Annotated in this window: 30 protein-coding genes; 4 read left to right on the top strand and 26 right to left on the bottom strand. The window is 73.2% G+C overall.

What is annotated here, in order from left to right:
• Positions 1-46: 46 nt before the first annotated feature.
• The 14 genes from ACI1MP_RS10080 to ACI1MP_RS10015 all read right to left on the bottom strand — a co-directional run bounded on the left by ACI1MP_RS10080 (position 47) and on the right by ACI1MP_RS10015 (position 10899).
• Entirely contained in the window at positions 47-532 is a 486-nt protein-coding gene (locus ACI1MP_RS10080) for a hypothetical protein (protein ID WP_404868411.1), read from the bottom strand.
• 194 nt (positions 533-726) lie between these two features.
• The gene (locus ACI1MP_RS10075) at positions 727-1374 is read right to left on the bottom strand and encodes a hypothetical protein (RefSeq protein WP_404868410.1); all 648 of its coding nucleotides are present in this window, start codon (positions 1372-1374) and stop codon (positions 727-729) included.
• Complete coding sequence (locus ACI1MP_RS10070; RefSeq protein ID WP_189277737.1) at positions 1371-1919, bottom strand: hypothetical protein; 549 nt, start codon at positions 1917-1919, stop codon at positions 1371-1373. Before ACI1MP_RS10070 ends, ACI1MP_RS10075 begins: the two co-directional genes overlap by 4 nt.
• Positions 1920-1954: 35 nt before the next feature.
• On the bottom strand, positions 1955-2479 hold the full coding sequence (locus tag ACI1MP_RS10065; RefSeq protein WP_189277735.1) for a hypothetical protein: 525 nt from the start codon (positions 2477-2479) through the stop codon (positions 1955-1957).
• A gap of 93 nt (positions 2480-2572) precedes the next feature.
• Positions 2573-3718, bottom strand: a complete 1146-nt coding sequence (locus ACI1MP_RS10060) for a DnaB-like helicase N-terminal domain-containing protein (RefSeq protein WP_404868409.1) — start codon at positions 3716-3718, stop codon at positions 2573-2575.
• A 202-nt stretch (positions 3719-3920) separates the two neighbouring features.
• On the bottom strand, positions 3921-4817 hold the full coding sequence (locus tag ACI1MP_RS10055; RefSeq protein ID WP_404868408.1) for a hypothetical protein: 897 nt from the start codon (positions 4815-4817) through the stop codon (positions 3921-3923).
• A 34-nt stretch (positions 4818-4851) separates the two neighbouring features.
• Positions 4852-5223 (bottom strand): hypothetical protein, encoded by a 372-nt coding sequence (locus ACI1MP_RS10050; protein WP_404868407.1) that lies wholly within the window; start codon positions 5221-5223, stop codon positions 4852-4854.
• Positions 5220-6059 (bottom strand): hypothetical protein, encoded by an 840-nt coding sequence (locus tag ACI1MP_RS10045; RefSeq protein ID WP_404870794.1) that lies wholly within the window; start codon positions 6057-6059, stop codon positions 5220-5222. Before ACI1MP_RS10045 ends, ACI1MP_RS10050 begins: the two co-directional genes overlap by 4 nt.
• A 62-nt stretch (positions 6060-6121) precedes the next feature.
• Complete coding sequence (locus ACI1MP_RS10040) at positions 6122-7888, bottom strand: type IV secretory system conjugative DNA transfer family protein (protein WP_404870793.1); 1767 nt, start codon at positions 7886-7888, stop codon at positions 6122-6124.
• Between the two features lie 162 nt (positions 7889-8050).
• Positions 8051-8506, bottom strand: a complete 456-nt coding sequence (locus ACI1MP_RS10035) for a hypothetical protein (RefSeq protein WP_404868406.1) — start codon at positions 8504-8506, stop codon at positions 8051-8053.
• A 14-nt stretch (positions 8507-8520) separates the two neighbouring features.
• On the bottom strand, positions 8521-9114 hold the full coding sequence (locus tag ACI1MP_RS10030) for a hypothetical protein (protein WP_404868405.1): 594 nt from the start codon (positions 9112-9114) through the stop codon (positions 8521-8523).
• Position 9115: 1 nt separating this feature from the next.
• Complete coding sequence (locus tag ACI1MP_RS10025) at positions 9116-9502, bottom strand: hypothetical protein (RefSeq protein ID WP_376089950.1); 387 nt, start codon at positions 9500-9502, stop codon at positions 9116-9118.
• A gap of 145 nt (positions 9503-9647) precedes the next feature.
• Positions 9648-9905, bottom strand: coding sequence for a hypothetical protein (locus ACI1MP_RS10020; protein WP_376089947.1), 258 nt, complete (start codon positions 9903-9905; stop codon positions 9648-9650).
• Between the two features lie 286 nt (positions 9906-10191).
• Complete coding sequence (locus ACI1MP_RS10015) at positions 10192-10899, bottom strand: hypothetical protein (RefSeq protein WP_404868404.1); 708 nt, start codon at positions 10897-10899, stop codon at positions 10192-10194.
• A 15-nt stretch (positions 10900-10914) separates the two neighbouring features.
• Between ACI1MP_RS10015 and ACI1MP_RS10010 the strand changes: the two genes are divergently transcribed.
• Positions 10915-11298 carry a hypothetical protein gene (locus tag ACI1MP_RS10010; protein ID WP_404868403.1) on the top strand — a complete coding sequence of 128 codons (384 nt, stop codon included), beginning with the start codon at positions 10915-10917 and terminating at the stop codon, positions 11296-11298.
• Positions 11299-11402: 104 nt separating this feature from the next.
• Here ACI1MP_RS10010 and ACI1MP_RS10005 read toward each other — a convergent pair whose 3' ends face one another.
• From ACI1MP_RS10005 to ACI1MP_RS09965, 9 genes are all read right to left on the bottom strand, one after another.
• Positions 11403-11816 carry a hypothetical protein gene (locus tag ACI1MP_RS10005; protein ID WP_404868402.1) on the bottom strand — a complete coding sequence of 138 codons (414 nt, stop codon included), beginning with the start codon at positions 11814-11816 and terminating at the stop codon, positions 11403-11405.
• A 25-nt stretch (positions 11817-11841) separates the two neighbouring features.
• On the bottom strand, positions 11842-12603 hold the full coding sequence (locus ACI1MP_RS10000; protein WP_376089935.1) for a hypothetical protein: 762 nt from the start codon (positions 12601-12603) through the stop codon (positions 11842-11844).
• An 11-nt stretch (positions 12604-12614) separates the two neighbouring features.
• Positions 12615-13028 (bottom strand): hypothetical protein, encoded by a 414-nt coding sequence (locus ACI1MP_RS09995; protein ID WP_376089932.1) that lies wholly within the window; start codon positions 13026-13028, stop codon positions 12615-12617.
• A 46-nt stretch (positions 13029-13074) separates the two neighbouring features.
• A complete protein-coding gene (locus ACI1MP_RS09990; protein ID WP_404868401.1) occupies positions 13075-13545 on the bottom strand; it encodes a hypothetical protein in 471 nt (156 codons plus the stop codon).
• 234 nt (positions 13546-13779) lie between these two features.
• A complete protein-coding gene (locus tag ACI1MP_RS09985; RefSeq protein WP_404868400.1) occupies positions 13780-14010 on the bottom strand; it encodes a hypothetical protein in 231 nt (76 codons plus the stop codon).
• A complete protein-coding gene (locus ACI1MP_RS09980) occupies positions 14007-15539 on the bottom strand; it encodes an ATP-binding protein (protein ID WP_404870792.1) in 1533 nt (510 codons plus the stop codon). The genes ACI1MP_RS09985 and ACI1MP_RS09980 overlap by 4 nt, the downstream gene beginning before the upstream one ends.
• Entirely contained in the window at positions 15536-15979 is a 444-nt protein-coding gene (locus tag ACI1MP_RS09975) for a DUF6238 family protein (protein ID WP_359820886.1), read from the bottom strand. Before ACI1MP_RS09975 ends, ACI1MP_RS09980 begins: the two co-directional genes overlap by 4 nt.
• A gap of 13 nt (positions 15980-15992) precedes the next feature.
• Positions 15993-17450: an SCO6880 family protein gene (locus tag ACI1MP_RS09970; RefSeq protein WP_404870791.1), complete on the bottom strand. Its 1458-nt coding sequence runs from the start codon at positions 17448-17450 to the stop codon at positions 15993-15995.
• Between the two features lie 65 nt (positions 17451-17515).
• On the bottom strand, positions 17516-18682 hold the full coding sequence (locus ACI1MP_RS09965; protein WP_404868399.1) for a type IV secretion system protein: 1167 nt from the start codon (positions 18680-18682) through the stop codon (positions 17516-17518).
• On the opposite strand from ACI1MP_RS09965, the gene ACI1MP_RS09960 reads away from it, so the two are divergent.
• A complete protein-coding gene (locus tag ACI1MP_RS09960) occupies positions 18663-18821 on the top strand; it encodes a hypothetical protein (protein ID WP_189278182.1) in 159 nt (52 codons plus the stop codon). The two genes, ACI1MP_RS09965 and ACI1MP_RS09960, sit on opposite strands and share 20 nt — an antisense overlap.
• Before the next feature lie 241 nt (positions 18822-19062).
• Here ACI1MP_RS09960 and ACI1MP_RS09955 read toward each other — a convergent pair whose 3' ends face one another.
• The 3 genes from ACI1MP_RS09955 to ACI1MP_RS09945 form a co-directional block, all read right to left on the bottom strand.
• Positions 19063-19761 carry a hypothetical protein gene (locus tag ACI1MP_RS09955; RefSeq protein WP_404868398.1) on the bottom strand — a complete coding sequence of 233 codons (699 nt, stop codon included), beginning with the start codon at positions 19759-19761 and terminating at the stop codon, positions 19063-19065.
• Positions 19761-20078 carry a DUF6112 family protein gene (locus ACI1MP_RS09950; RefSeq protein ID WP_189278178.1) on the bottom strand — a complete coding sequence of 106 codons (318 nt, stop codon included), beginning with the start codon at positions 20076-20078 and terminating at the stop codon, positions 19761-19763. The genes ACI1MP_RS09955 and ACI1MP_RS09950 overlap by 1 nt, the downstream gene beginning before the upstream one ends.
• A gap of 97 nt (positions 20079-20175) precedes the next feature.
• Positions 20176-21342: a C40 family peptidase gene (locus ACI1MP_RS09945; protein WP_404868397.1), complete on the bottom strand. Its 1167-nt coding sequence runs from the start codon at positions 21340-21342 to the stop codon at positions 20176-20178.
• A gap of 707 nt (positions 21343-22049) precedes the next feature.
• Here ACI1MP_RS09945 and ACI1MP_RS09940 point away from each other — a divergent pair.
• Both ACI1MP_RS09940 and ACI1MP_RS09935 read left to right on the top strand, forming a co-directional pair.
• Positions 22050-22823: a DNA-methyltransferase gene (locus tag ACI1MP_RS09940; protein WP_404868396.1), complete on the top strand. Its 774-nt coding sequence runs from the start codon at positions 22050-22052 to the stop codon at positions 22821-22823.
• 115 nt (positions 22824-22938) lie between these two features.
• The gene (locus ACI1MP_RS09935; RefSeq protein WP_404868395.1) at positions 22939-24393 is read left to right on the top strand and encodes a DUF317 domain-containing protein; all 1455 of its coding nucleotides are present in this window, start codon (positions 22939-22941) and stop codon (positions 24391-24393) included.
• Positions 24394-24433: the final 40 nt, after the last annotated feature.

The following is a 24433-nucleotide window of genomic DNA, read 5'->3' as shown; positions in this document are numbered from 1 at the left end:
GGGCTTGGGTGTCGGGGGAGATGGTGGTCAGTGCGGGTCCTTGGGGTCAGCGGCGGGGAGTGGGGGCGCTGCTGCGGGGCAGCGCGGCGATCGGGAGGGGGTCGGTCTGGCGGCCGGGCAGGGCGCGGCGGATCCGCTGGGTGACGCTGAGGGCGGCGGATCGGCGGGGCTTGGCCGGGACGGCGGAGACGCCGGCCGAGGCGAGATGGTCGGCGTCGATCCTCAGCTGCCCTGCGGCTCGCCGCAGTTCGGTGGAGGCGGCGCCGTAGACGGCGGCGGGATTGACCGGCTGGGCGTCGGGCAGGGCCCAGACGTCGGCGCTCACGGCGTGCTGGAGCAGGTAGGACAGGTGCCGGGTGGCCTCGGTGACCCCGGCGTGGGCGCGGGTGAGCGACAGCGCGGTGAGGCGGGCGGCCGTCATGGTGGTGGGGTGCGTGGGGAACCACTCGGAGAAGTCGGCCGCTGCGAGCGTGCTGGTCTGCAGTTCCTGCATCGCGCGCAGGTGAGCGGCGACGTCGCGGGCGTCGGGCACGCCGGCGGCGGAGGCCGTGCGGGGGGTGGGCAGTTTCGCTGCCAGGGCCTCGGCCTGGTGGGCGACGTCACGCAGGTGCCGCTGGTGGTCCTTGACCTTGGAGGTGGGGCGGGTGGAGGGCGTGGTGGGACTCCATCGGATCGGGATCTGCCGGGGAGGGCAGGCTCGGAACGTCGTCGGGTCCGACGCGGGGGTCAGGTTCGCCGGAGTGGCACGACCGTTGCCGACGGTGCGGGGGCGGCCGGCGGGGCCGGGGGCTCGGCGGGTGGGGAGATGAGCACGAGCGCGGGTGAGCGGCGAAGGGCTGCGTCCACGCGGCGTTCGGAGTCGCCTGCGGCCGGTGGGCGGCTCTCGGAGTGAATGGCCGGTCGGCGGCGGGAGGCGAGGGCGGTGACCGGGCTGGGCGCGGGGGCGGCGGCCACGCTCTCGCCCAGCTCCTCGGCCATCGAGCGGGCGGTGTCGCGGGCGGTGGTGAGGGAGCGGCGGGCGTTGCTCTGCGCCTCGGGTGTCGGCTCCGCCTCGGTGAGCAGGTTCGCCGCCCGGGCCAGCGCGGCCTGGGTGAGGGTGAGGGCCGTCGTCGTCGCGGTGAAGACGCCGAGCGCGGGGGAGCCGGCGGTGTTGGTCGCGAGGAAGAAGGTCTCGTCCAGCGGGATCGTGATCAGCTCGTGCAAGCGGACCATCGGCCAGACCAGCTCCCGGAGCTCGGGCAGCGGCTCGTGCGGTGCCGGCACGGGTATGGCCTCCGCGAAGGCGGTCAGTTGCTCGGCGAGCGAGCTCAGCGTGTCGAGGTCGTGCTGGCTGAGTCCGGCCGCGGCGGGCGGCAGAGGAGGGTCGGCGGTCAACGGCGCTTCCTGGCAGGGGCGGTGGCGGGTGAGCCGAGTACGAGCGCAGCCTCGGCGGGGGCCGTCGGTGCAACCGGCGCGAGGCGGGCGGTGAACGCGAGCACTTCCTCGGCTCCCTCGGCGGCGCACCGGTCCGCGCTGTCCAGCGCGGTGACCGTGTGCTCGGCTCGGCGCAGACGCAGCTGCTCGGCAGGGCTGCCCGGCTCGGCCGGGGCGGCGGTGGCGCACTTGATCGACAGGTCGAGGGCGGCGCCAAGGTGCCGGTGGACGGTGGCCGCGCGGCTCATCGCGGTGCCGTAGGCGCCGGCCAGTGCCGCCGCGGAGGGGTTGTCCGCGACCGGCTGGTGGCGGTAGTGCTCGGCGTTGTCGCCGCAGTGCCGGATGAACGCCTGTGCCTGGCGGCAGTGCTCCAGCAGGGCGTCACGGCTGGGGATGCCGGGGACCGGCCCGCTGGGGGTGGCGGCGGCGTTGCGCCCGAGGGCGCGCAGCATCCCGGCGACCACCGCCAGGTCGTCTCGGTAGTCGGGGCGCGAGCTGGCCGACACGGCCCCGCCGAAGGTCGCGGGGGCGGCAGGGGACCTCAACGGCGCCGCCCGGCGACGACGGTGCTCGCTCCGGTGCGGGCCGGCAGCGAGGCGACCGTGGCTGCTCCTGCCCCGGCGGCGGAACGGGCGGTGGCGGCGGAAGCCCGAAGGACTGGCCGGTGTGCGAGAGCGGCGGGGCCGGTGAGGGAGCGGGCATCGCGGCGCAGGTCCTCGCAGGCACCGGTCAGGGCGAGGCGGGTGCGGGAGAGTGCCAGGTTGAGCTGCTGGGAGCCGCGCTCGCGGACCTCCTCGGCGCGAGGGCCGATGCCGTCGACCTCGTATAGGCGGCCGGCCATCGCGGTGGCCCGGCCCAGTGCGCCCAGCGCCTCGCCCAACTGTGCGGTCGCCGCGGTGAGGGAGCGGACGACGGCGCGGTCGGCGCTCTGGGCGTGGGGGTGGTGCAGGGCGGCGGCGACGTGCAGCAGGTCGTCCTGGCAGTCGCGGATCGCCCGGGTGTGCCCGGCTAGTTCCTCCAGGCCCGGCAGGCCCTCCTCGCGGTACGCGCGCGGGAGTTGGTTCATGAGGTAGTCGATGGCGTCGGCCGCCGCGTGCAGCCGGTGGACGGACTGGGCACGGGGGCGGGCGGTGGTGGGAGGCAGTGGAGTACTCCGGGGTTAGCGGCGGGGGCGGGCGACGGGCTCGCCCGCCCGGTCGGTGGTGGCGGCCGGTGGGGCGGGGCTGCGGCTCAGGGCGCCCTTACGTCGGGCGGCGCTGAGGACGACCGGCCCGTCTCGCTCCGCCGGGGTGGCGGTCGCGGCGCGCAGCCGGTCCTGTACCCGGTCGGCGGGGACCAGCGCCTGGACGGCCGAGCCGAGCAGTGGACCGGCGGCGATGGAGGCGTCCAGCGCCATCACCCGGACGATGCCGGCCGAGGTGGCGGCGGTGCGCAGCAGAGCGGCGCGCAGGACGTGCTCCGCCCAGTAGGCGGGATCGCCCGGCATCCCGGCCGAGCAGATCTCCCGGACCTGGGCCACGGAGATCACGCTGGCGGCAAGCGCCCCGCGCCGCTGGACCTCCCACAGCACGGTCAGCTCGTCGAGGGGCTCGCGCCGGTGCGCGAGTGCGGTCATGGCCAGGTAGACGGCGCGGTGGCCGGGGTCGACGAAGTCCTCGCCGACCAGCGAGGCGGCGATCTCGGGGATCCGCCCGGGCGCGCTGAGCAGGCTGGAGAGCAGTGCCTGCTCGTGCTCTCGGGCGCCTTCGAGCGCGGTGGAGGCGTTCTCAGGCGAGGGCGGGGTGGGCAGCGGGCGGCGCGAGCGCTGGTCGATCGTGCCCCAGGCGTCGGCGAGGCGCTGGATGACGGAGTGCAGCGCGCCGGTCAGCTCGACGGTTGCCTCGACCGATGCGGTCTGGACCGCGGCGAGCAGCCGGTGGGCGTGTTCGTCGAGCGCCCGCCGGACCGCGGTCTCCAGCACCATCCGGCCGTAACTGGTGGCGTGCTCGGACCGAGGGCAGGCCGAGACCAGGGTGTGGCCGTAGCTGGCGGTGACGCCGGGGATCTCGCGGGCGGCGGCGGTGATGGCCGTCAGCGCCCAGTCCCTCAGCTGCTCGTTCCCGGCGCCCGGGGCGAGGGCCGGGTGGCCGGCGGCGTGCTGGGCCAGCAGGATCGCGAAGAAGCGCTCGTGTGCCGGACGGTAGAAGTGCCGGGGCTCCAGCCACCCGTCCAGCAGCCCGACCCGGGACGGATCGAGCAGACACGCGCCGAGCACCGCCTGCTCGGCCTCCAGTTGCGGACTCATATCCCGGTTGACCGGCGTCACCGCGGCGCCACCTCCTCGCGGAGAGCGGCGGGGAGCATCAGGTCGCGCAGCCGGTCCAGGTCCTCGACGAGGGCCTCGTCTCGGATCCAGAGACGGCCGGAACCAGCCGGCAGGTACCAGGTGCCGTCCGCGCGGCTGATCGGCAGGAAGGGAAGGTCGTGGTTGATGTCAACTCCGTTGTGCAGAAGACAGGATGGGGTGGTCAGCGGGAGGGCCGGGCGGGCTGCCGGGGTGCGGCCGGGACCGTCGTACCGGTCGCGGGCGCCGATACCGCCACTGCGGCGTTCCCGGCTCGGGCGGCCCCTGTGCGGCTGGTCCTCCGGCTCCGTGGCGGGCCGTCGGCACGGTCGGCGGCCAGGTCGGCCGATATCTCGGCGTTGATCGCGTCCAGTGACTGCGCGTGCTCGCGGAACAGCTGCGCCTGGCTGGTGTGGCCGGCTTCCTCGGCGCTGCGGGCGAGGTCGGTCAGCGCGGTGCGGACCATGCTCAGAGCGTCAAGCCCGTCGGACAGTTCGACCGCCGAGCTGTCCGCGCTCTGCCGCTCGCCTGTCAGCGGCAAGAGGCTGAGGTGGATCTCGCCGACCACCTCCCGCAGGACCTCGGCGTGGATGAATGCGCGCCCGGTCAGGTGCTGCGGGTCGATGGAGCCGAGGTGATCCAGCCGTCGCGCGGTCGCGTGGAGGGTGCCCAGCTTGGCGGCGGCGGTGAACTCGGGGGCGGGCGGGGGTACGAAGACGGAGGTGTAGTCGGCGACGGCGTCCCGGAGGCGGTAGGCGTCGATGCTGTTGTAGGTCAGCATGAATGCGGCGTTGTAGGGGGTGAGCTCCGCGCCGCCGTCCCGGGCGGACGGCGCCTGGTTCCTCTCGTTGAACACGCGGTGCTCGGCGAAGCCGAACCAGTTGGCGTCGACCACTCCGGCGCTCGGGGAGACGATACGGATCCGCACCCCGTTCCAGGTGTCCTGCCGGATGGTCTGTGACAGCTCGGCGGTGACGACCAGGTCGCCGCGACGGGCCACCTGCCGGAGGCCGGTGACGGTGCCGTCCGGCAGCGGGCTGAGCAGCCGCAGGGCCTGGGCCCGGTCGACAGACTTGATCAAGGGAGACAGAGGAACCTCCTGATGGTGGGTGGGGTCACCGTGAGCGGGTCGGCCGTGGGGGCCGCCCTGCGGCTCGCACCGGCTCGGCGACGGCCGCGGGGAACGCTCGGGCCGGCCGGATGCTCGCGGTGGTGCCGCTGACCGGGCGGGGTGGTGCGGTCAAGTCCTTTGCCAGGTAGTGGAGTTCGTCGCCGACCTGCTCAACCGTGGCCGCGTGGGCGTCGAGGGCGGCAGCGGAGCGGAGATCGCCCCGCTGCCGGAAGACCTCTGCGGCCTGTTCCAGGAACTGGTGGAGCGGCGCGAGGAGGCCGTCCTCCGCGGAGTCCAGGACAGCCCTGAGTTCGGCGTCTGGGCCGGCGTGGTGCAGGAGGTCGAGGTACGAGGCACCGGAGGCCGGTGCTGTCACGCGATTGCCTCCCCCGAGCGGCAGCTGAAGGGCGAGCAGCCGTCCGTGGGACCGTTTTCCAGCTCGTCCTCATTCAGGTCCAACTGTGTCTGCAGGGAGCGGAGTTCGGTCCGGGTGAGCTTGTCGATCGGCGCTTGGTCGAGCGGCAGGCGCGAGCGGTGCAGGTACGCCTGCCCCAGCAACGGCCTCCCGTCCGCATTCGCCCGCGCGTTCCCGGCCCGAATCGCGGCGTCGAATTCAACGACATCCGACCACTCCTCGGGAGAAGTGTCGCGGATTTCCCTCCACTGGGCATTTCCGTGAAATGGACAACCCAGGCAGCTCGACTTCGGCGTGGCCCCCCAGCCGTGCTCGGCAAGCAGCTTGAGGCAGTCCGTTCGGGACATGCCGAGGTCGATCAGCGGAAAGGTGTGCCGCGTGTACTTGACGTCCGAATCCTTGGCGCGATGGAACTCATCGGTGCTGATGCCGATCCACTGCTCGGCGTACACGCCATTCGGCACCCGGGCCGGATGCGGGTACCCCAGGATTTGGCGCACCTGCCGCTTTATCGGCTTGATCTTGTACTCGCCCGTACATTGCCGCCGTGTCATTCCCGGAATGCCGTCCTGGTTGAGAATGTAGAGCGGCATCGACGCGAAACGGTGGGCGGGGTCGAGGGCGTCCCGACGGATATTTCCGGACGAGACCCGAAGGATCGGTATGTTGGCCGGCCGGGCGATCTTCCGCTCCACCTCGTTGAGGTGATCGTAGACCTTCGCCGGTTCCCATCCGGTGTCCGAGAAAACGGCGTAATCCAGCTTCGGAAGCTCGCCCAGCGCCGACAGGAGAAGCAGGGTCGTGGACTGCACGCCCGCGCCCAGGGGGAGAATTCGGGTGGCCGGTTCGGTGGTGTAGATCATGCGACACCACCGGCCTTGGCCATCGCCCGTTCGGTGATCAGAGCGGTTTGCCGCGAGGAGGCCGCGCCGACCTCGGCAGCGCCGGCCTCCTTGTACCAGGGCCGCAGGGTCAGCAGCGCGGGGCGCAGACCGGTAGCGAAGAGAAGCGCCGTCCCCTTTTTCAGAGCACGAATCTGGTCGGGCGGAAGGATGCGCTCCTGGCGCATGCTGACGGACGTGGAGCGGCCTGATTCGGACGTGGAATGCGAAACCGTCTCCACGTCGTGGTCGCCGACCAGGCGCGAGAGCTTGTCGGCGAAATCGGCGTCGTCGATGCCGGAGCCGACCAGTTTGATGGTGGCCGCGCTCCACATGGCATCCATGCCCGCCTCCCCCCAGACTTTCTGGCCCTGGCGGTAGCTCTGGAGAATGGTGATCGGAATGACGCCGCGAGACCCGAGATGGGAATACAAATCAGGGAGATCCCCGATCTTGCACACATTTGCGGCCTCGTCCAGAATGGCGAGGAGCGGTGGATCGAGACGGCCCCCAGCGCGCTCGGCCTCGATCACCGCAGTGCGCATCACGGAATCCGCAGCGGCAGCGATCAGGGCGCTTGCCGATCCGCCGCCGTCCTTGGAAAGAAGGAACAGGGAGTCCTTGCGGGTGACGAACTCCTCCGGCTTGAACTCCGGCAGGTCAGGATTCGGTGTGACCCACTTGGATATCTGCGGATCGAGAAGGCAAGCCGCGTATTGGCGAGCGGTTTCATAAATGCCGTCGCGGGTTTCAACCGCACCGGAGACAGTGCCCTGGAGCTGGTCTGCGATGGCGATCAGCTGGTGCGCACGGAGAATATCGACCGGGGTGCGGTCGCTGGGCACCGCGAGCCACTTGAGGACGTCGGTGATCGGCCGGCCGTCGCTGCCCGCGGCCAAGAAGAGGGCGCACAACGTGTTCTGGGCGGCAGTGCTCCAGAAATCGCCCTGCGAGGACTCGTCGACGGCCGCGGCGACGAAGTGCCCGGCCAGCCGTCGCGCACCCGGCAAGTCCTTGGCGTCGGCGAGGATGTCCCACCACATCGCCTGCGGGGTGTGGGCGATCTGCTGCGGATCCATCGTCCACACCCGCCCGACCTCGGACCGGGCCTCCAGACAGGCCGTGTAGGCGTCGCGGGCGGCCTTGTTCGAGGTGAGGAGGACAGGGCCGGGGGCCCGCAGGATGGCTGGCACGGCGATGCTGGTCGTCTTGCCGGATCGCGGCGCCATGATCGCGACCGCGACGTCCTCCCAGTTGGAGCGGACCTCGGGGCCACTGGGGGAGAGGTCGCCGAGCAGGATGCCGGTGTCGTCGGGGCTGATCTCACGGGGCTTGGCCTTGGAGAGGCTGGGGCGCAGGTCCCGGGCCTTGGCGGTGATCTCGGCGGGCAGCAGCGGCGCGAGATCGCTCCGGCCGGCGAGGCCGGTCGGCTTGCGGCGGTGCTTGGACCACAGCAGCAGGCCGGCCGCGCCGAGCGCGATCGACAGCAGCGCCGGGGCGACGCGGGTGCTGATCAGCAGCAGGAGCGGGCTGAGGTGCGGGAAGGCCCGGTCGGGATGCAGGGCGGCGTCGACCGGCTGGAACGGTGCCCACGAGGCGTGGTCGGTGGTCGCGGCGGTGGCGGCGTTGCCGCCGAGCCAGGCGAAGGTGCCGAAGACCGCGACCACGACGCCCGCGCCGATGAGCGCGTAGAGGAGGGCATCGGAACCGGGGCTGGCAGAAGGGGATTTGGGAGAGGCGGGCAGGAGCGGGTTCCTTGAGGGGGTGCGGCCTGTCGGGCAGGGGCGCGCGGCGGCAGGGGCCCGGAGCGGGCGGTGAGCGGGCGGCGATCACGGCGGGACGGAGGCCCGAGACGTGGGTGATCGGCCCGGCGGCCGGCGGGTGGTCAGCCGGCGGGGACTGTGCGGTCAGCGGTGGGGAGGCTCGACGATGTGGGGGTGCGGCGGCACGGCGACGGCCGGGGAGAGGTGGACCGCGGCCGTGGTGCCGGCGGCCCGCAGGGCCGGGGACTGGGTGGTGGCGGCCCGGCTGCGGGTGGTCTCGTCCGCGGCCTCGGCGATGGCGTCGGCGGTAGCGGCCGTGCGGAAGGCCGCAGCGGAGATGGCGGTGGCCTCCGTGAGCAGCGGCTCCCACAGCGGCGGTCGGTCGCCGTACTGCTGAGCGACCTGACGGCCGATCTCGGTTACGGCGTCGGCGAGTTGCTGAACCGCACCAGGCATGAGGGTGAGGCCCAGCAGCACCTCGGCGGCCTCGTGGGCCGTCAGCGACGGCGCGATTTCGACGATCTCGGCGAAGGCGCGGCCGGCACGGGCGATGGCCTGCTCGGCGACATCGAGGGGCCTGGCAGCGAGGGCGTCGGACAACGGTCGTCCTCTTTCTACAGGCGCCGCCCGGATCGGGCCGCGGCGGAGACGACAGGAGAAGGGGTGGAGAGGAGACCGGCCCGGTGGCCGACGGTGCCAGCCGTCGCCGCGCGGGGGTGGTGGGCGCCGGTGCCGCGGCTCTCGGCGAGCTGGCAGACGGCCAGGGCGAGGGAACGGTCGCGGCCGGTGTCCACGACGCTGCCGTCCGGCCGGGCGAGAGGCGCGACGAGGCGGGCCTCGTGGCCGCCGAGCCGCAGCAGCGCCCACCGGCACGAGGCGGGGTCTTCATCGGTGGCGATTCCGGTGGCGGCCAGGATGCGCCGGGCGGTCTCCTGGAAGCGGTGGTCAGCAGGGCCTTGGGCGTCGGGGTCGGTGCGCAGGGTGCACTGCCACACCAGCCTTGTGCGCAGGGCGGCGGCGAACCCGGCCGGCGGCGGCAGGTGCGCGGCCAATTCCGCGGCGAACGCCGTCTGGTGGAGAGCGGGCAGGTCCGCGACGGGGCGCCAGGCGTCGATCAGACGCAGGGTCTGCTGCTGCTGGGCGGCGGCGGCCGTGGCGGAGGCGAGCAGGTCGCGGGTGGAGGCGTACCGGGCGATCGTGGGGTGCACGTCACCGTCCGGGGGCCGGTGCGACCGTCGGGCCGGCCGAGGCGAGCACCGGCGCCGCGACGAGGGGCGGGCTGTTGCCCAGACGGGCGGCGGAGCGGGCGAGTGCGGCCTGGTGGCGCTCGGCGGCATCGAGCGGGCCGTCGTAGTCCCAGGGCCAGCGGCCACCGATCCGGTAGCGGCCGTGCTCGTCCGGGGTGACGGTCTCCGTGCCGCCGTCCCCGTCGTAGTCGGGTGTCCACTCGAAGACCAGCAGGCTGCCGTCCCAGCGGCCGGTCAGTCCGCAGTTATCGGAGTGCAGGTCGACGACGATCTGCTCGGCGACCGGCCGGGAGAAGGCTGGGCTGCAGTAGGGCCCGATGTGGCCGGTCGTCCCGCGGGGGTCGACCATGCCCGGGTAGGGCCCGTGTGTAGCGCCGTCGACGTAGAAGTGGTAGAGCCGTTCGGAGTTGGAGGGCAGCGCTTCTCCTGGGGGGCGGGGCAGCGGGAACGTGGAGGGTGGGCAGGCCGCCGGGCCGCAGTGGTGGGGCCGGTGCTCAGTTCGGGTTCTCGGTGACGCGGTCCGCGCTGGTGGCGGCGGAGGCCAGCTCGGGGAGGTCGGCCGGCTCGGACTCGCGCTGGTCGATCCACCAGCCGGCCTTGTCCAGCGTGCGAAGCTGCTTCTCGACGGCCAGCCACGCCTCCTCGGTGACCGGGCCCTCGACCACCAGGGCCTGGTAGGCGGTGGTCACGAGCTGGTGCCGGCAACGCTCGCCCCAGGCGATGGCCCGCTCGGGGCCCTCCAGCGGCGGCATGCCGAACTGGGCGGCCCACGCGGTGGCGGCCTCCTGCTCCTCTGCGCGGCGGGCAGCGATCCACGCCTCGCGTTCGGCGGTGTCCTCCTTGCGCTCGGCGAGCCAGCAGTCGCGGCAGGAGCGGGTGGCCAGCCAGCGGGCGTAGCCGGCGCGCTTGTCGGCGGGGCGGGAGGACAGATCGTGATCAACGGTGTGGCCGCAGTCGTGCTCGACGGACCACCGGGTTCGGACAGCTATGTCGGATCTCCTGTGAACTGGACGTGAGGGGAGCGGAGTTGGGCGCTGGTCAGCGGGAGTTCTGGTGTCCGCTGGCCCACGCGATGCGCGGGTCGACGGCCGGGGCGGACGCGGCGGCGGTGGCGGTGCCGGTGGCGTGCAGGGCGGCGGTGGAGCGGAGTCGGCCGCTGGTGGCGAGCGCGGCGCGGGCACGAGGGCTGCCGGGGCCGCTCGCGCGGGGGGCCGGTGCGGCGGCGGGGCGGGCCGCGACGGCGGCGAGGTCCTTGCCCGCGCCGGCGAGTACGGTGGTGGCCTCGGCGACCATCGCCTCGATCCGTGTCAGGTCGACGCTGCCCGGGCTCGTGCGGACCTGGTCCTCGATCGCCCGCAGCCGGGAGGCGATCTCGGCGCTCAGCGCAGCCCGGTCGTGCAGCAGGGCGTCCGCGCGCTGATCCTCCCGGCTCGGTCCGGACGGCGGGTGGACGACCGTGTTGAACGGGTCCGTCGGCGTGGGGGTGACGGGCCCGAGAACGGGTGCCTTGAACACGCGGGTCTCGAACGGGTCGTCGTTCTGCGCGACCTGGGCCGGCGGTGCCGCGGACGAGGGCGGCGTGCGGTTCATCTCCTCGATCAGCCGGGTGGCGAACAAGTCGGTGGACTCGTACGGGCCGCTGAGCGGTTCGAAGGCGAGGTCGGATGCGACTCGCAGTCCCTTGTCCCGAAGCGTGGAGACGGCGGTGGCGGCCCGCTTGTCGCCCTCGAACTCGGGCTCGTCCATGACGTAGAGGCCCGGATGACGTCCGCCGGTGTTGGTGAAGCCGGCCTCGGCGAGCGCGTACGCGGCGGCCGGGTTGCTGTACGGGTTGGTGGCGACGATGCCCAGCTGCGGGTGGCGGCCGATGTGGACGTCGAAGCTGCGGGGCGGAGCCGGGGCGCCGACCTGGACGACGGCGTCCGGGCCGGCGGCGCGTGCGGCCGGGCTGTCGGGGCCGGGCCGGGTCGCGTCGTTGTAGTCGAAGGCGGGGTCCGCGGAGACCCGGACTCCGGCCCGGCGCAGGGCGGCGGTGGTCTGCCGGGCGTGCAGGAAGATGTTCTGCTCGCTGCGGTCGATGCCGTGCCGCCCGTCGGCCAGCTGGCGAAAGCCGGCGCGGGCGAGCAGCGTGTGGGCGGTCGGTGAGGCGTCGGGGCTGACCTCGGCGACGACGCCGAACTGCGGATCGCGGGTGATGGAGACGTGCTCGGGGGTGATGCGCTGCTCCTCGGGGCAGATGGCGGACGCGGTCAGCGGCGGGCGGCCGGTGCCGGCGACGGGGACGTGGGCACAGCGGGGCGGGGCTGGTCGGACACGGTGGCGGCGTGCGCTGCGGTCGCAGTGAGGGCGGCGGCGGCTCGTGCTGCCGCAGAGGGGGCGACGGTGACGGCAACTCCGTCGAGGCCGGCCAGCTGGGCGGAGCGGGAGGCAACTGGCACTCCCATGTCCTCCAGGGCGGCTGCGAGTTGGGCCGCCGCCCTGGACTGGGCGATCGGGTCGCGTTCGGCCAGGGAGTAGCGCTCCGGTGCGTGCTGGAGGCCGAGGCTGAATCCTGCGTCGGCCAGGGCGGCGAGGACGGCCGGATCGCGGCTGGTGGTGGTGACGGTGATCCCGGCGGAGGCCAGGCGGCGGAAGGTGACGCCGGCGGGCTGCTGGTGGGGCAAGCGGGTGTCCTCCAAGGGGGCTCGGTCAGCGGGCGGCAGTGCGGCGGGGAGCCGGTCCGGGCGGCAGCGGTGCGGTGGAGGGGGCGGTTGCCAGCCGTGCCCGGCGCGACGGGCGGGCGACCTGGGCGCGGGTGGCGGGCGGGTGGGTGGTGTCCCGCATCTGCGTCGCCCGGAAGTCGCGGCGGGCCTGTGGCCCATACCAATCGGCGTAGTGGTCCGTGACGTTCAGGTGCTGCGGGTCGTGCCGCAGCACCATGTAGGTATGGGAGCCGGGGCCTTCCGGAGCGCGTGCCAGCCACCACCCGACGCCGTCGTCCCAGGCGTGCATGGCCTCCACGACCACGGTGCCGGACACCACCTCGTGGGCGAGTTTGTGGTCGGCGGGGATCAGGCGGCCGGCCGCCAGGTCGGCGGAGACGATCGCCCGGGCCGTCTCGGCAACGCGGTCGGCGTCAGGGAAGGGGCCCTCGTCCTGCAGCCACCGGTAGTGCTCGGACAGGTCACCGTTGCGCTGCTCGGGGCGGTGCCAGTTGGCGACCGACACCCGGGCCGCGACCAGCCGGTCGACGAGCCGTCCGGCCCTGCGGATCTGCTCGTGCGGCTCGACGCTGCGGCGCTGGTGCCAGCAGTCCAGCGCATCACCGCGCCTCGAGAAGCCGGCCTGGTAGATCGCCTCACGGGCGGGCTGGGGCACCTGGCCGCGCAGCACCACGAATTCGCCGTGGTCGTAGTCCCACCCGAACAACACCCGCCCGCCGGGGGCGCCGGGGCCCGTTGTCGTGGGCATCGGGCTCCCGTTCAGCGGCGCCGGGCCGAGGCCGGGACGGTCGTCACGGGCAGCGGTGCCGGGCCGGTGGCCGGCGCGGCCTCGGCGGCCTTCCGCTTCGCCTCGTCCTCGCGAGCCTGGAGCAGCCGCACCAGGTCGGCCTCCAGTACATCGCGCTCCTCGGCCGCCTCCTCCAGCGTCTCCAACTGCGCATCCAGCTCGTCGAGGACGGCGTCGTCGACGCGCCGATGGGCGGCGGCGACGTTGATCAGCCGCACGCGCTGGAAGGACACCGCAGTCTCGGCGGCCACCAGCGCGCGGTGGGTGGCGAGCACCCGCGCGGTCTGCGCGTCGGCCCGGGCCTCGTTGGCGATCAGGGCGGTGATGCTCTGGCCAAGGGCGGCCTCCAGGCGGGCGTCCTGGCGGGTGAGCGTCATGGTCGACATGCGTCTCCAAGAGGTAGGAATGGCAGCAGGGTTGGGGAGGGGAAGGTCAGAACGGGGGTTCCAGGCTCGGACCGATGAGTCCGGCGCCGAACACGGGTCGCGGTGGTCCCACCGGGAGCGCACCCGGGCGGCCGAGCACCACCGGGGAGGTCTGCCGGGCGGCAGCGGCACGCCGGGCGCCGGGCATCGGTGCCTCGGCCGCGTACCCGTAGGAGGTCCACTCTGCGCGGGCGGAGGTGAAGTCCGGGTGACGGCTGGGGCCGTAGTGGCCGCTGCCCTGCTCGGTGTAGAACACCGCCGCCTCGCCGGCGCCGGGGTAGTCGACGAGCAGCTCGACCGCCCCCTCGGGTTCCTGGTGGTGCGCGTGGATCACCAGGTGGCCGGCGGCGACGTCCTCGCTCACCAGGTGCACCCAGATGGTGCGGTCGCCGAGCGTCCGCGGCGGGCCCGGGGGAACCGACGTCCCCAGCGGTGGTGGGGACTTGGCACGAAGGCGCTGTTCGTCCGCGCTGTACACCCGGGTGATCCCGTAGTCGGCGGCGGCCAGCAGCCGGCGTGCGTCGCGGATCTGCCGCTCGGCGGTGGAGGCGCTCGTGTCGTGGCGGATGCGGTGCAGCCGCAGGGCGTCGTCTCGGACGAAGCCGGCCTGCTCCAGCCAGTACGCGCTGCGCCGGTCGGGAGGGTCGGCGACGATGGTGTCCCGGTCGGGCAGGTGGGCGATGGTGACGTGAGCGATGGCAACTCCTGGCGGTCAGCGGTGGTGGGTGGAGCCGGCCAGGGCGGGCGCTGCTGGGCCTGGAGCGGTGACCTGGGCGCCGACGGGCGCGGTGGCCGGTTGGCCACCGGCTCCGGGAAGCAGCCCGGCGTGTTGCAGGACGCCGTCCGCGACGAGGGCGGTCTGTGCGACGAGGACGTTGCCGGGATCGGCCGGATCGGAGTCGATCACCACGCGGAGCAGCCGCAGGCGGCCGGGCGTGATCATGCCGGATCCGGAGCCGCATGCATCCGGGCGTCCGTGTCGAACAGGGTCAACTCAGCGCGGTGCAAGAGATGTTGGACCACGAAGCTCCGGCCGGCGACCTTCCACAGGCCGCGGCCCTTGCCGAGGGCGGCGATGGCGGCGGTCTCGACACCGCTGAGGCCGAGCAGGCCGGCGGTGGCGGCCAGCTGGTCGCTCTCCTGCCGGTAGATTACGCGGGTCGCGCAGTCGGTCAGCAGGCCCTCGGCGAGCGCCCGGGTCCGTGAGCCGGCGTCACCGGCCGACAGCAGGTCGGACAGGCGGTGGATGATCAGCATGTTCGCGATGCCCAGGCCGCGGCTCAGCTTCCACTGGCTCTGCATGCGTTCCAGCAGCGCCGCGTGCCGCATCACGCGCCACGCCTCGTCGTAGATCACCCACCTGCGACCACCGTTGGGGTCGCTGAGCGCGGCCTCCATCCAGGCGGACGCGCAGGTCATCGCCAGCGTCAGCGCGGTGTCGTCGCCCGAGGAGCCGAGCCGCGAGAGGTCGATTGTCAGCATCGGACTCTTCGGGTCGAACTCCGCGGTCGACGGCGCGTCGAACATGCCCGCCAAATCGCCGTTGACCAGTCGGCGCAGGGCATGGGCGAGGTCTTGGGCGGCTGCGCCGACGCGCCGGGTGGGATCGCCGAGCGCGGCGTCCAGGACGGCGGGCTGCCCGAGAACGGCCGCGACGTCGCCCAGCAGCGGGACCTGGCCCGTGCGCGCGCACCGGTCGACCACCGCGTCCAGCGCGATGTCCATCGCCGTGTACTCCATCGGCGCCAGGTCGCGCCGCAGGACCGTGCGGGCCAGCGAGCCGAGCAGCAGGAGCCTGCGCTTGCGAACCTCACCCGCCCAGTCCGCCGGGTCGACGCCGACCGGAGCGGGCGGCGCATCGAGCGGGTTGAGCCTTCCGTGAAGCCCCGGCCCCAGCGCGATGGTGGTCCCGCCGATCGCCTCCGCGACCGACGTCCACTCGCCCTTCGGGTCACATGGGACGTAGACGCGGTAACCAAATGCCGTGCTGCGCAAAGCGATGCTCTTCGCCAGCGCCGACTTCCCCTGGCCGATCACGCCGGCCACCAGCGTGTTCGGGTTGGTGAAGTTCTCAACCTTCCCGTACAGGGCGAAGGGGTCGAAGACGAACGACGCCTCGGCGTGGACGTCGCGGCCGATCAGGACGCCGGCTGACCCGAGGCCGCCCTCGGCGAGGAAGGGGTAGGCGGCCGAGGCGGTCGCGGTGGTCATGCGGTGCGCGGGAAGTCGCAGTCGGCCGCCGCGCAGGGAGGCGGGGCCGGGGCGTCCGGCTGCGGGGTAGGTGGGGAGGAGTTCGGCGTTCTCCTCGCGGCGGCTCTTCGGGCGGTGGGGGCGGTCGGCCTGGCGGGCGGCGCGGCGGGCGGCGGCGAGGTCGCGCTTGGCCTGGCGGCGGGCGGCGCGGTCCGAGCGGGTCGGGGTGAACAGGGGGGTGGCACTGGCGGAGCGGGGGCGCAGGAACGTTTCTCCTGTCAGACGCGAGGGGCTGTGGTCGGGGTGCCGCGGAGCTCGGAGGGGGTGGCGATCACCCGGACGCGGCCCGAGGTGGTGCTGTGGCGCTGGCAGATCACCATGTCGGGGGCGCCTTCCGGCAGCCGCAGCGCGCAGGCTTCGCGGGTGGGGCGGCGTCCGTCGGCCCGCGGGGCGCGGTGGTAGGCGTCGTGGAGGGCGTCGCAGGTCTGCCAGAGCCGGATGCGGGCGGCGTGGAGGTGGCCGGCCTCGGCCGGGGCGAGCGGCCGGGTGGTGCCGGTGTGGGTGTCGAGCAGCGCGAACAGGGCGACGCAGTGAGCGTGGAGCGCGTCCAACTCGCCGCGGGAGACGGGTTCTTGCTCCGGGATGGCGGTGTGGTGGTGGACGTCGACGCCCGCGGTCGCGAAGCGCAGGAGGCGGTGGTCGCTGGTGGGTGGGTGGTGCACGGCCGGCCTCCCGTCAGGTGCGGGCGAGCGGCAGGGCCGCCTGCGCGAACGCCTCGGCCTGCTGCCAGCGCAGGAGCCGCGGGTCCAGGCCGGTGCCGGCGGCGGCGGTCTCGATCGAGGCGCAGGCGCGGCGCAGTTCCTCCGGGGTGTCGGCGCTGACGACCACCAGGCCGGTCAGGTCGACGTCGGCGTGACCGGAGATCAGCTCGCGCTCGTGCTGCTTGGCGTCGGCGTACTCCATGCTGTCGGCCTCGGAGTCGACCTGGCCCTTGCGGACCCGCTCGGCGGCGTCGGCGACGATCGACGCCTTGGTGCGCTGCACCGCCTTGAGCGCGGCATCCAGTGCCTGCGGCCCGTAGGTGAGGGAGAGGGTGCGGCGGGCGCCGCCGGCGAAGACCAGCGGGTGGAGGAACCCGTGGGTAACCTCGGAGCGGGGCCACTGCTCGATCCAGTACACCGCATGGCAGGCCGTGTCGGTGGTCAGGCGGCCTGGTTCCTCGACGACCACGACGGGGCCGGCGGCGGCCGGGTCGGCGACGGCTTCGCCGCTCTCGGACCACTGCTCCAGGTTGGCGAGGGCCTTCGGGTCGTAGGCCGAGCGGATCACGGCGGCGATATCGCCGGTGCTGAGCCAGCCGCGGGGGTTGAGTCCGGCGTTGCGCAGCGACTGCTCGAAGCCGGGGACGAGCTGGGTCAGGACGCTGAACGCGCCGGACAGGCCGCCGCCGGCCTCGCCGATCAGGCGGCGGGCGCCCTTGAGGTCGAGGCTGATCGCGATGTACGCCTCGTGCGGGGCCGCGGTCGGGCCGGCGGCGGCGAGGAGTTCCTCGTAGACGGGGCCCGCGAGGGGGGCGTCGGGGCGGCCGTTCTCGGCCCAGTACCGGGCGAGGGCGTCGCCGCTGTCGGGGACGGTGCGCTCGATCACCTGGACGGCGGTGATGTAGCCGGTGCGGGCCAGCGAGGCCAGGCACCGTCCCCAGGCATTGACGTTACCGGCCTGGGTGGAGGGATCGAGCAGGGCGAAGGCGCGGGAGCTGACGCGGATGACGGCGGTGAGGGTGTTCTTCTGGGGGTTGTGGATCGCGCCGAGCGTGCCGCCGGGGGCAGTGACGGCGCGCAGGCTGGCGTCGGTGCCGGGCAGGTGGAGCAGGCCGTCGCGGCGGGGCCGGGTGGCGGGCCGGGCGAGCCAGAGGAGCTGGCCCTTGGCGCGGCGGAGGTAGTACCGGATGAGGATCGGGGCCCAATCTGCCACGGAGCGGCTGTGGAAGCGGACGATGACGAGGGCGGCGGCCAGGGCCCAGAGCGGGGTGGCGAGGGCGGCTCCGGCGAGTCCGGTGGCGACCATGGTGGCCAGGAGCATCGCGCCGGCGGTGCCGACGACGGTGAGCTGGGCGGCGGTCAGCCCGAGCAGAACTCCCCGTCGGGATCGACTGGGGAAGCGGACGGTCGGTGTGGGAAGGTCGGCCGACAGGGGCGACTCCTTCGGTCAGGGCGGGGGCACCGGCCGGGGCGGGCGGCAGCCCCGGCCGGTGCTGGTCAGGAGGTCGGCGGCGTGGAGGGGCCGACGGGGCTGCTCGGTGCCGAGACCGAGCCGGTGGCGGCCACCGACGGGGCGGGGCCAGCGGCGGCCACCGACGGGGCGGGGCCAGCGGCGGACGCCGACGGGGCGGGGCCAGCGGCGGACGCTGGCGGGGTGGCAGGAGCCTGGGCGACGGCGCCACGTGCGGCGCTGAAGACCACCTGCGTGGCACCCGCACTCCCACCGGCGGCGGCAACTGCGCTCGTGGGCTTGGCGGTTGCTCCTCCGCTCGCTCCGCCCCCGGAGGACTGGCCGGAGGCCGGTGCCCGGGAGACCAGCGGCTGGCCCTGGTCGCCGCCAGACTGCTGGGCGCGGCGGGTGATCAGAGCCTTTCCGATCGCATCGCCGCCGCCGGAGGAGGTGCCGGGGAAGCGGAAGGTGTTCTGCGACGGGGACGAGCCTTCGCTGGAGCCCGGGCTGCCGACGCTGCCGCCGGCCGGGGCGTCCTGGCCGGGCACCTGCGCTGGGCCCTGCGGGGCGGCCCCGCCCATCGCTGCTCCGCCGGCACCGCCGGCACCCGCGGTCGCGGCCATCCGGCCGGCCTTCTGGGCGGTCGCGGCGCCGACCTGCAGACCGGTGGCGGTGCTGCGGTGCAGATCGTGGCCCTGCCCGCCGTCGCCCGCCCAGTGGACGAACTTGTAGATCGCCATCGGGGACAGCAACACCAGGGTCATGACGACAAGGCCGGCGATGATGTCCGACAACGCCTGGATGCCGTCCTTGGTGTCGCTCTGGCCGAGCGCGGAGACGCCGACGAGCATGATGATCGTCATGATCAACTTGCTGAAAACGACCGTGGCGGTGGCCTCGATCCAGCGGCGTCGCCAGTCGCGGGTCGGCTCCCACGCCCCACCGGCCGCCGCGAAGGGTGCGAGCACGACGAGCACGAGAATCGTGACCTTGCGCAGGACCATCGCGCCCCAGTAGAGGATCGCCCCGGCCGCGCAACCGAGCGCCACCAGCGCAGGGATCGCCCAGCCCAGCGGCGACGTGATGCCGATCATCGACACCTTGACCAGACGCCTGACCGCGTCGTCCATGCTGGAGTTGGCGATCTGGAACAGCCCGCGCGAGAGTGCGTCGACGATGACCAGGGAGACGCCGGTGAAGGTGATCGCCGTCATCGCGAACAGTGTGGCGCTCACCGTGCCGGTGACGGCCTGGCCGAGCGCCTGGCCATCCCGCCTCCAAGCCGCGCGGATCAGCTGGAAGATGAAGGTCATCACCAGCATGACCAGCGCGATCGGCAGGATGGTCGCGTAGTTGGTGCGGAACCACTCCGCGCCGAGGTCGACCGAGGTCGTCTTGTCGACGGCGCGGGAGGCGAGGTCGACCGCGGACTTGGCGAGGTCGCCGGCGCTCTTGGCGACCCAGTTGCCGATGGAGTCGGTGACGGAGTCGCTGACGCCGCCGACGATGACGTCACAGAGCAGGCCGGAGCCGGGAATGTCGCAGAAACCGATGGGCGATCAGCTCCTCTGGTCGGGACCGATGGGGAAGGAGGTCAGGGGTAGACGGTGGTGGCGATGGAGGCGAGCGCGCAGTCGCGGCCCGGTCGGCACTGGACGGCCAGGGTGACAGCGCGGTCCTCCGCGCCCCGGCCGCCGTCGTTCCAGCTGACGGTCTGCTTGCCGGTGACGGTGACGGCGTAGACGTAGGCGATGGTGAGCTGAGTCGGATCCTTGCCGATGGCCTGCTGCCAGGCGGCGGGCAGGTGCGCCTCGGCGGCTTCGCCGACAGCGTGCTGACCGTTGTCGCGCATCCGGCTCCACAGGACCGGGTCCGGCAGCTGGGCGGCGAGGGCGTCCGGGTCGGCGTACTTGCTCTCGCCGGTCAGCCAGCCGCGGAGGCCGGCCAGCTGCTGAGGCTGGGTGGCGGTGCGGGTGTCGTAGCTCCACAGCGCGGTGGCGAACGCCGTCGCGAACTTGATGGGGTCGCTGGTGTGCGGCGGAGCAGCGACGACGGAGGGGCCCGGTGTCGCTCCGTCCGAGGGGGCGGGTCCGGGGCCGAGCGGCGAAACGGTCGAAGTTGCGGAAGCAGTAGGGGAGGACGGGGAGTTATCGGCGCTCGGGGTGCGGTGGTCGCCGCCCGCCAGCCGGGCGGTGAGCCCGGCCAGCAGGGCGACGACCACGAGCACGCCCAGGCCGATCAGCAGCCGGCGCAGCATGGTGGACTGGCCGGCGAGCGGCGAGAACTTCGGCATCAGTGGACGCTGGTCCCCACCGTCGAGAAGAAGCTGACGATGCCGTTCGCGGCACCCAGCAGAAGGGCGCAGCCCGCGGCGACCAAGGCGCCCTGCTTACCCTTCTGCTCGCTGCCGTGCGAGCCGGTGTGGTGGCCCCAGGCCCAGACGATGCCACTGACGCAGAGCGCACCGACCACCGCGATGATGGCGAACAAGTTGATGCTGCCCACGGTGGACTTCAGGACGGACAGGCCGGGCAGGCCGCCCTCGGACGGCGAGATGCCGGGGTCGTACGCCAGCTGCGTGGCGGCGTCGGCGAGGTAGTAGGTGAGCAAACACACTCCACGGCTAGAGGGGCAGGAAGGTGCGCGGGCGGGCCACGCGGGAGGGGGTAAGGTGCGCGAAGTGCGCTGAGAAGGACGGCAGTTGCCGTCAGGGGGCGATGCGGCGGGCGGCGATGATGTCGCCCTTCCACGAGGCGAGCGTGGAGATCTTGACGACATCGCCCGTCTTGGGTGCGTGCACCACGAGGCCCTGGCCGATGGCCATGCCGACGTGCTCCGGGCCGTTGGGGCCGGGCCGGGTGAACAGCAGGTCGCCCGGGCGGATGGCGTCGACGGGCACCGCGGTACCCTCGGCCACCTGCGTGTACGTGGTGCGCGTCAGGGTGATGCCGCCGGCCTTGTACGCCTGCTGCGTCAGGGATGAGCAGTCGCAGCGGCCCATCGGGTCCTGGCCATGGGAGTCGGTGCAGCTGCCGCCCCACTGGTAGGCCGTGTTCAGCTGGCCGAGCGCGAACTTGATGGCGCTCTGCACGGCAGGCGGGGCATCGGTGGGGATCTGGTAACCGGCCGGCAGGACGCCGGGCGGGATGACGCCCCAGTTCGTTCCGTCGTCACCCCCGGTGCCGCAGCCGCTCGGCGTGGCCGGCGCGGACGGGCTCGGTGACGGGGTCGTGCCCGGAGAGGGCGTCGGCACAGGAGTGGAACTCCCCGACAACACCTGGGAGATGGCCTGCTGCAGGGCGGTCGCCAGCGGCTCCCACTTGGCGTAGGCGTCCGGGTAGCCGGACCGCTGGACCTTCTGGGCCGCCACGGTGAGCGGCAGCTGCTCCCAGCCGGGCACCTCCAGCAGGGCCTTGTAGAACCGGGTCGAGGCATACACCGGGTCCTGGATCTGCTCGGCCGTACCCCAGCCCTGCGACGGGCGCTGCTGGAACAGGCCCAGGCTGTCGCGGTCACCGTAGGACAGGTTCCGCAGGTTCGATTCCTGCAGCGCGGTGGCCAGGGCGACGACCTGCCCGCGGGCGGACACGTTCATCGAGATGCCCGTCGCCGTGATCGTCTTCGCGAAGGGGATCTGTACGGCCGGGTTGTCCAGCCCGGCGACGGGTCCGACCTGGCCGGTCGCGCCGTCCAGGATCTTCTTGACCTGGGCGGCGACGGCCGCGCTGTCCACAGGCTGTGGACCGGTGCCGGGGGTGCAGGTGTCGGACTTGGTGGAGTCGTTGGCGCTGACCGCCAGGGCGGGGAAGGCGAGGGCGAACGGTGCCAGGAGGAGGCCGGCGAGACCGCCGCCGACCCACTTCTGCCAGCTCATCGCGCCCTCCGAACGTCACCTCCGGCCGCGTCGGCGCGGGGGTCCGGCGGGCGGGGCTTGGGCATCCGCATCCGTGCGGTGAGGGCGAGCAAGGCGGGGGCTCCTGTCGGATCGTGCGGAGGGGTGCGGGGTGGGCCCGCCCGGCCGGGAGGCGGGCGGGCCGGAGGGAGCGGCAGCAAGCCGCGCTCGTAATCTCGAAAAAGGCATGGATGTCCCCTGGGATGGGTGGGGTGGAATTTCGCTTGCGGCGGCCGAAGGTATCGAATCGCGGGCTCGCAACCTAAAACGGTGCGGCGCCCACGGCCCGGGGTGTACCGACGGCCTTCCCGGCGGACGCTAATGCCTTCTCGGCTCGCAACCAAAAACGGGTAACTGGTCGGCGTGCAGGTAGAAAGCGGTGTTCGGCCGGGGTGTCCCACCGTAGAACCGGACCGACTCGGAACCTAAAACGGGATTCCGGGCCGAGTGATCTCCGGGGGTGCGGCAGACGATAGGCGCAGTGCGGCTCGCAACCTAAAACGATCTTCGCCAGGGTGGCTCGGGGTGCGTTTTAGGTTGCGAGCCGCACCTGGGCTAGGTTCCTGACGCAGCCGCAGCCCGAGCGCTCCGGAGCCGCCCCGCCGGATCTCTGTCGACCGTCGAAAGGCCAGGTCACGCCGCCGGTTGCCGCTGCTGCCCCATCCCCGACCAGGAGGTCAGCCCGCCCCTTGCCCTACGAAATCCACCAGGGCGACGCCCTTGTCCGGCTCGCCGCGATCCCTTCGAACTCCGTCGATGCCGTGATCACCGATCCGCCCTACAATTCCGGTGGGCGCACCGCCCAGGAGCGGACCGGACGAACGGCGCGAGCGAAGTACACCTCGAACGACGCCGCCCACTCCCTCGCCGATTTCCCCGGCGAGAACAAGGATCAGCGGAGTTACACCTACTGGCTTTCCCAGCTCCTCGCCGAGTCCTACCGCGCGACCAAGAATGGTGGCGTCGCCCTCGTTTTCACCGATTGGCGCCAGCTGGCCGCAACGAGCGACGCACTGCAGGCCGGCGGCTGGATCTGGCGCGGCGCACTCGCCTGGTACAAGCCCGCCGCCAGGCCGCAAAAGGGCCGATTCACCCAGCACTGCGAATTCGTACTGTGGGGGAGCAAGGGCCCGATCGACGGCGACGCCCACCCCGTCTACCTGCCCGGCCTCTACACCGCCTCCCAGCCCAGGAGCGGTCGGGTCCACATCACCCAGAAGCCCGTCTCGGTGATGCGGGAGCTGGTCAAGATCTGCCGCCCCGGCGGCACGGTGCTCGACGTGTGCGCGGGCAGCGGCAGCACCGGAGTCGCGGCCCTGCTGGAGGGCCGAAACTTCATCGGCGTGGAGGTCACCCCGCACTACGCCGGCATCGCCGAGCAGCGACTCGCTGAGACCGAGCGGCAGATCGCCGAGGGCGCGACCGACCCTGACTCCGAGGCCGTCGAGTCGGCCGTAGCCTGACCGCGCCAGCCGGGCCGCCGCCCGCGCGGCGGCCCGGTCCCGCTCCGCCCGCCTGGAAGGAGGCCCCCTGCGCACCCCCGATCCCGACCTCGAAGTGGTGGTCACACCAGGCCACTTGGCCGGACCGGGCGACGCCGAAGCAGCCCTCGCCCGTCTCCTCGAAACGTTCCCCACCTGGGGCCGCTACGGCCCGGGGCAGGACACCACCGTCGCGCTGCACGAGTCCCTCCTCGCCGCGATCGAACTCGACCACGACGCCAGCACCGGGCCCCGCTGGACCATCGCCGCGTACGCTTCGCCCGTCGGCAAGCGGACCTGGCACGCGACGTTCTGCACCCGCACCCCGGTCGAGGTCGTCACCGCGGTGGTCGAGCGCCTCTCCCACGCCCTGACCGCGGCCTCCGAGACGGTGCGCGACGAACTCCTGTGGGGGCGGCGATCGCTGGACGACACCATCGCGGCCGACCTGGACGCCGCCGACGAACCGTGGTCGCGGGAGACCAGCCCTGTCCACGGCGTCTACAGCTGCACCTGTCCCGACGCCACCGCCGGCATCGCCGTCAACCACAACATCGGCGACGTCCGCGGGATCGGTCCGACCGTCACCGTCTGGGGCGGTCCCCGCGGCTACCCTAGCGAGCGCTGGCATGCCGTCTTCGCCGGCCACACGCCCACTTCCCTCATCAGCGCGGCGCTCGACGAGGTCGTCACCCCCTTGCCGGCGCTCCGCCAGCGCCTCCGGATCCCTGCCGCCAACCGCACCCAGGTCCACCTCGAACCGCGTCATCGCCGCAACCTCTCACCCGCCCGCGGCCAGCAGCCCACCCACGAAGACCAGGGCGAGGCACCAGCCGAGCCCGGACCGGCGGACCCCGGCCGAGCCGGCCCGAACGCAGTCACCATCCGACGCACCGACGACGGCGCGATTACCGCGACCGGCGGGGACGCGCACGCCGCCTTTCTCGTCGGCACCACCGGGTTCGCCCCCACCCCCGGGCGCTCGAACCACTACACCCTGCGCGCCGGCCACCCCCGGTACGAGGACAACGAGATCGCCACCGACGCGGCCGTCCTCCTCGCCACCGCGGGGTACGACGTCACCCTCGACCCCACCCTCGGCGTCCGCCTGTCGCCACAGCCCTTCGCCCCCGTCACCGGAGAGCCCCTGCCGAGCAACACCGCGGAACGGCTGGCCGAGGGTATCGACGAGGTCACCACCCACCTGCTGCGTGCCACCGACCCGGCTGAGGTGCGCAGGGCGGCTGGCGTCATCACCGGGGAGGGCGGCGTCCTGGACCGCAGCGCCAGGGTTCTGCGGGCGGCCGGCGGCTGGGCCCTCCACCACCGCGTCGGTGGAGACGCCGGTGAAGCCCTCCGGTTGACGGCCGAGATCGTCGCCTCCGGCCGGGAAGCGGCCGACCATGCAGTCGGCCGCCTCGGCACCGCCCACTCACCGCGGTCCGCAGCAGCCCGCACCCGAACCACACCGGCCGCACCTCCTGCGGTCACCGGCCCGCTCGGCCACACAGGAGCGCCAGGCCACGACAACCCGCGGCCGAAGTCCCGCTGACCCCCGCACCAACCCCACCAGGCCCTGCCCATACCCGACG

This window comes from Kitasatospora griseola (genome assembly GCF_044999035.1).
Classification (GTDB): domain Bacteria; phylum Actinomycetota; class Actinomycetes; order Streptomycetales; family Streptomycetaceae; genus Kitasatospora; species Kitasatospora griseola.
Note: the sequence above shows the minus strand (reverse complement) of the source record. Positions and strands in the feature narration are given on the sequence as shown.

Bases quoted from the DNA above. Each gene is read 5' to 3' on its own strand.
- ACI1MP_RS10065 (WP_189277735.1), bottom strand. From the start codon at position 2,479: ATGAACCAACTCCCGCGCGCGTACCGCGAGGAGGGCCTGCCGGGCCTG.
- ACI1MP_RS10025 (WP_376089950.1), bottom strand. From the start codon at position 9,502: ATGGTCGACCCCCGCGGGACGACCGGCCACATCGGGCCCTACTGCAGC.
- ACI1MP_RS10020 (WP_376089947.1), bottom strand. From the start codon at position 9,905: ATGCCGCCGCTGGAGGGCCCCGAGCGGGCCATCGCCTGGGGCGAGCGT.
- ACI1MP_RS10015 (WP_404868404.1), bottom strand. From the start codon at position 10,899: ATGGACGAGCCCGAGTTCGAGGGCGACAAGCGGGCCGCCACCGCCGTC.
- ACI1MP_RS10010 (WP_404868403.1), top strand. From the start codon at position 10,915: ATGACGTCCGCCGGTGTTGGTGAAGCCGGCCTCGGCGAGCGCGTACGC.
- ACI1MP_RS10000 (WP_376089935.1), bottom strand. From the start codon at position 12,603: ATGCCCACGACAACGGGCCCCGGCGCCCCCGGCGGGCGGGTGTTGTTC.
- ACI1MP_RS09995 (WP_376089932.1), bottom strand. From the start codon at position 13,028: ATGTCGACCATGACGCTCACCCGCCAGGACGCCCGCCTGGAGGCCGCC.
- ACI1MP_RS09985 (WP_404868400.1), bottom strand. From the start codon at position 14,010: ATGATCACGCCCGGCCGCCTGCGGCTGCTCCGCGTGGTGATCGACTCC.
- ACI1MP_RS09965 (WP_404868399.1), bottom strand. From the start codon at position 18,682: ATGACGGCGATCACCTTCACCGGCGTCTCCCTGGTCATCGTCGACGCA.
- ACI1MP_RS09955 (WP_404868398.1), bottom strand. From the start codon at position 19,761: ATGCCGAAGTTCTCGCCGCTCGCCGGCCAGTCCACCATGCTGCGCCGG.
- ACI1MP_RS09945 (WP_404868397.1), bottom strand. From the start codon at position 21,342: ATGAGCTGGCAGAAGTGGGTCGGCGGCGGTCTCGCCGGCCTCCTCCTG.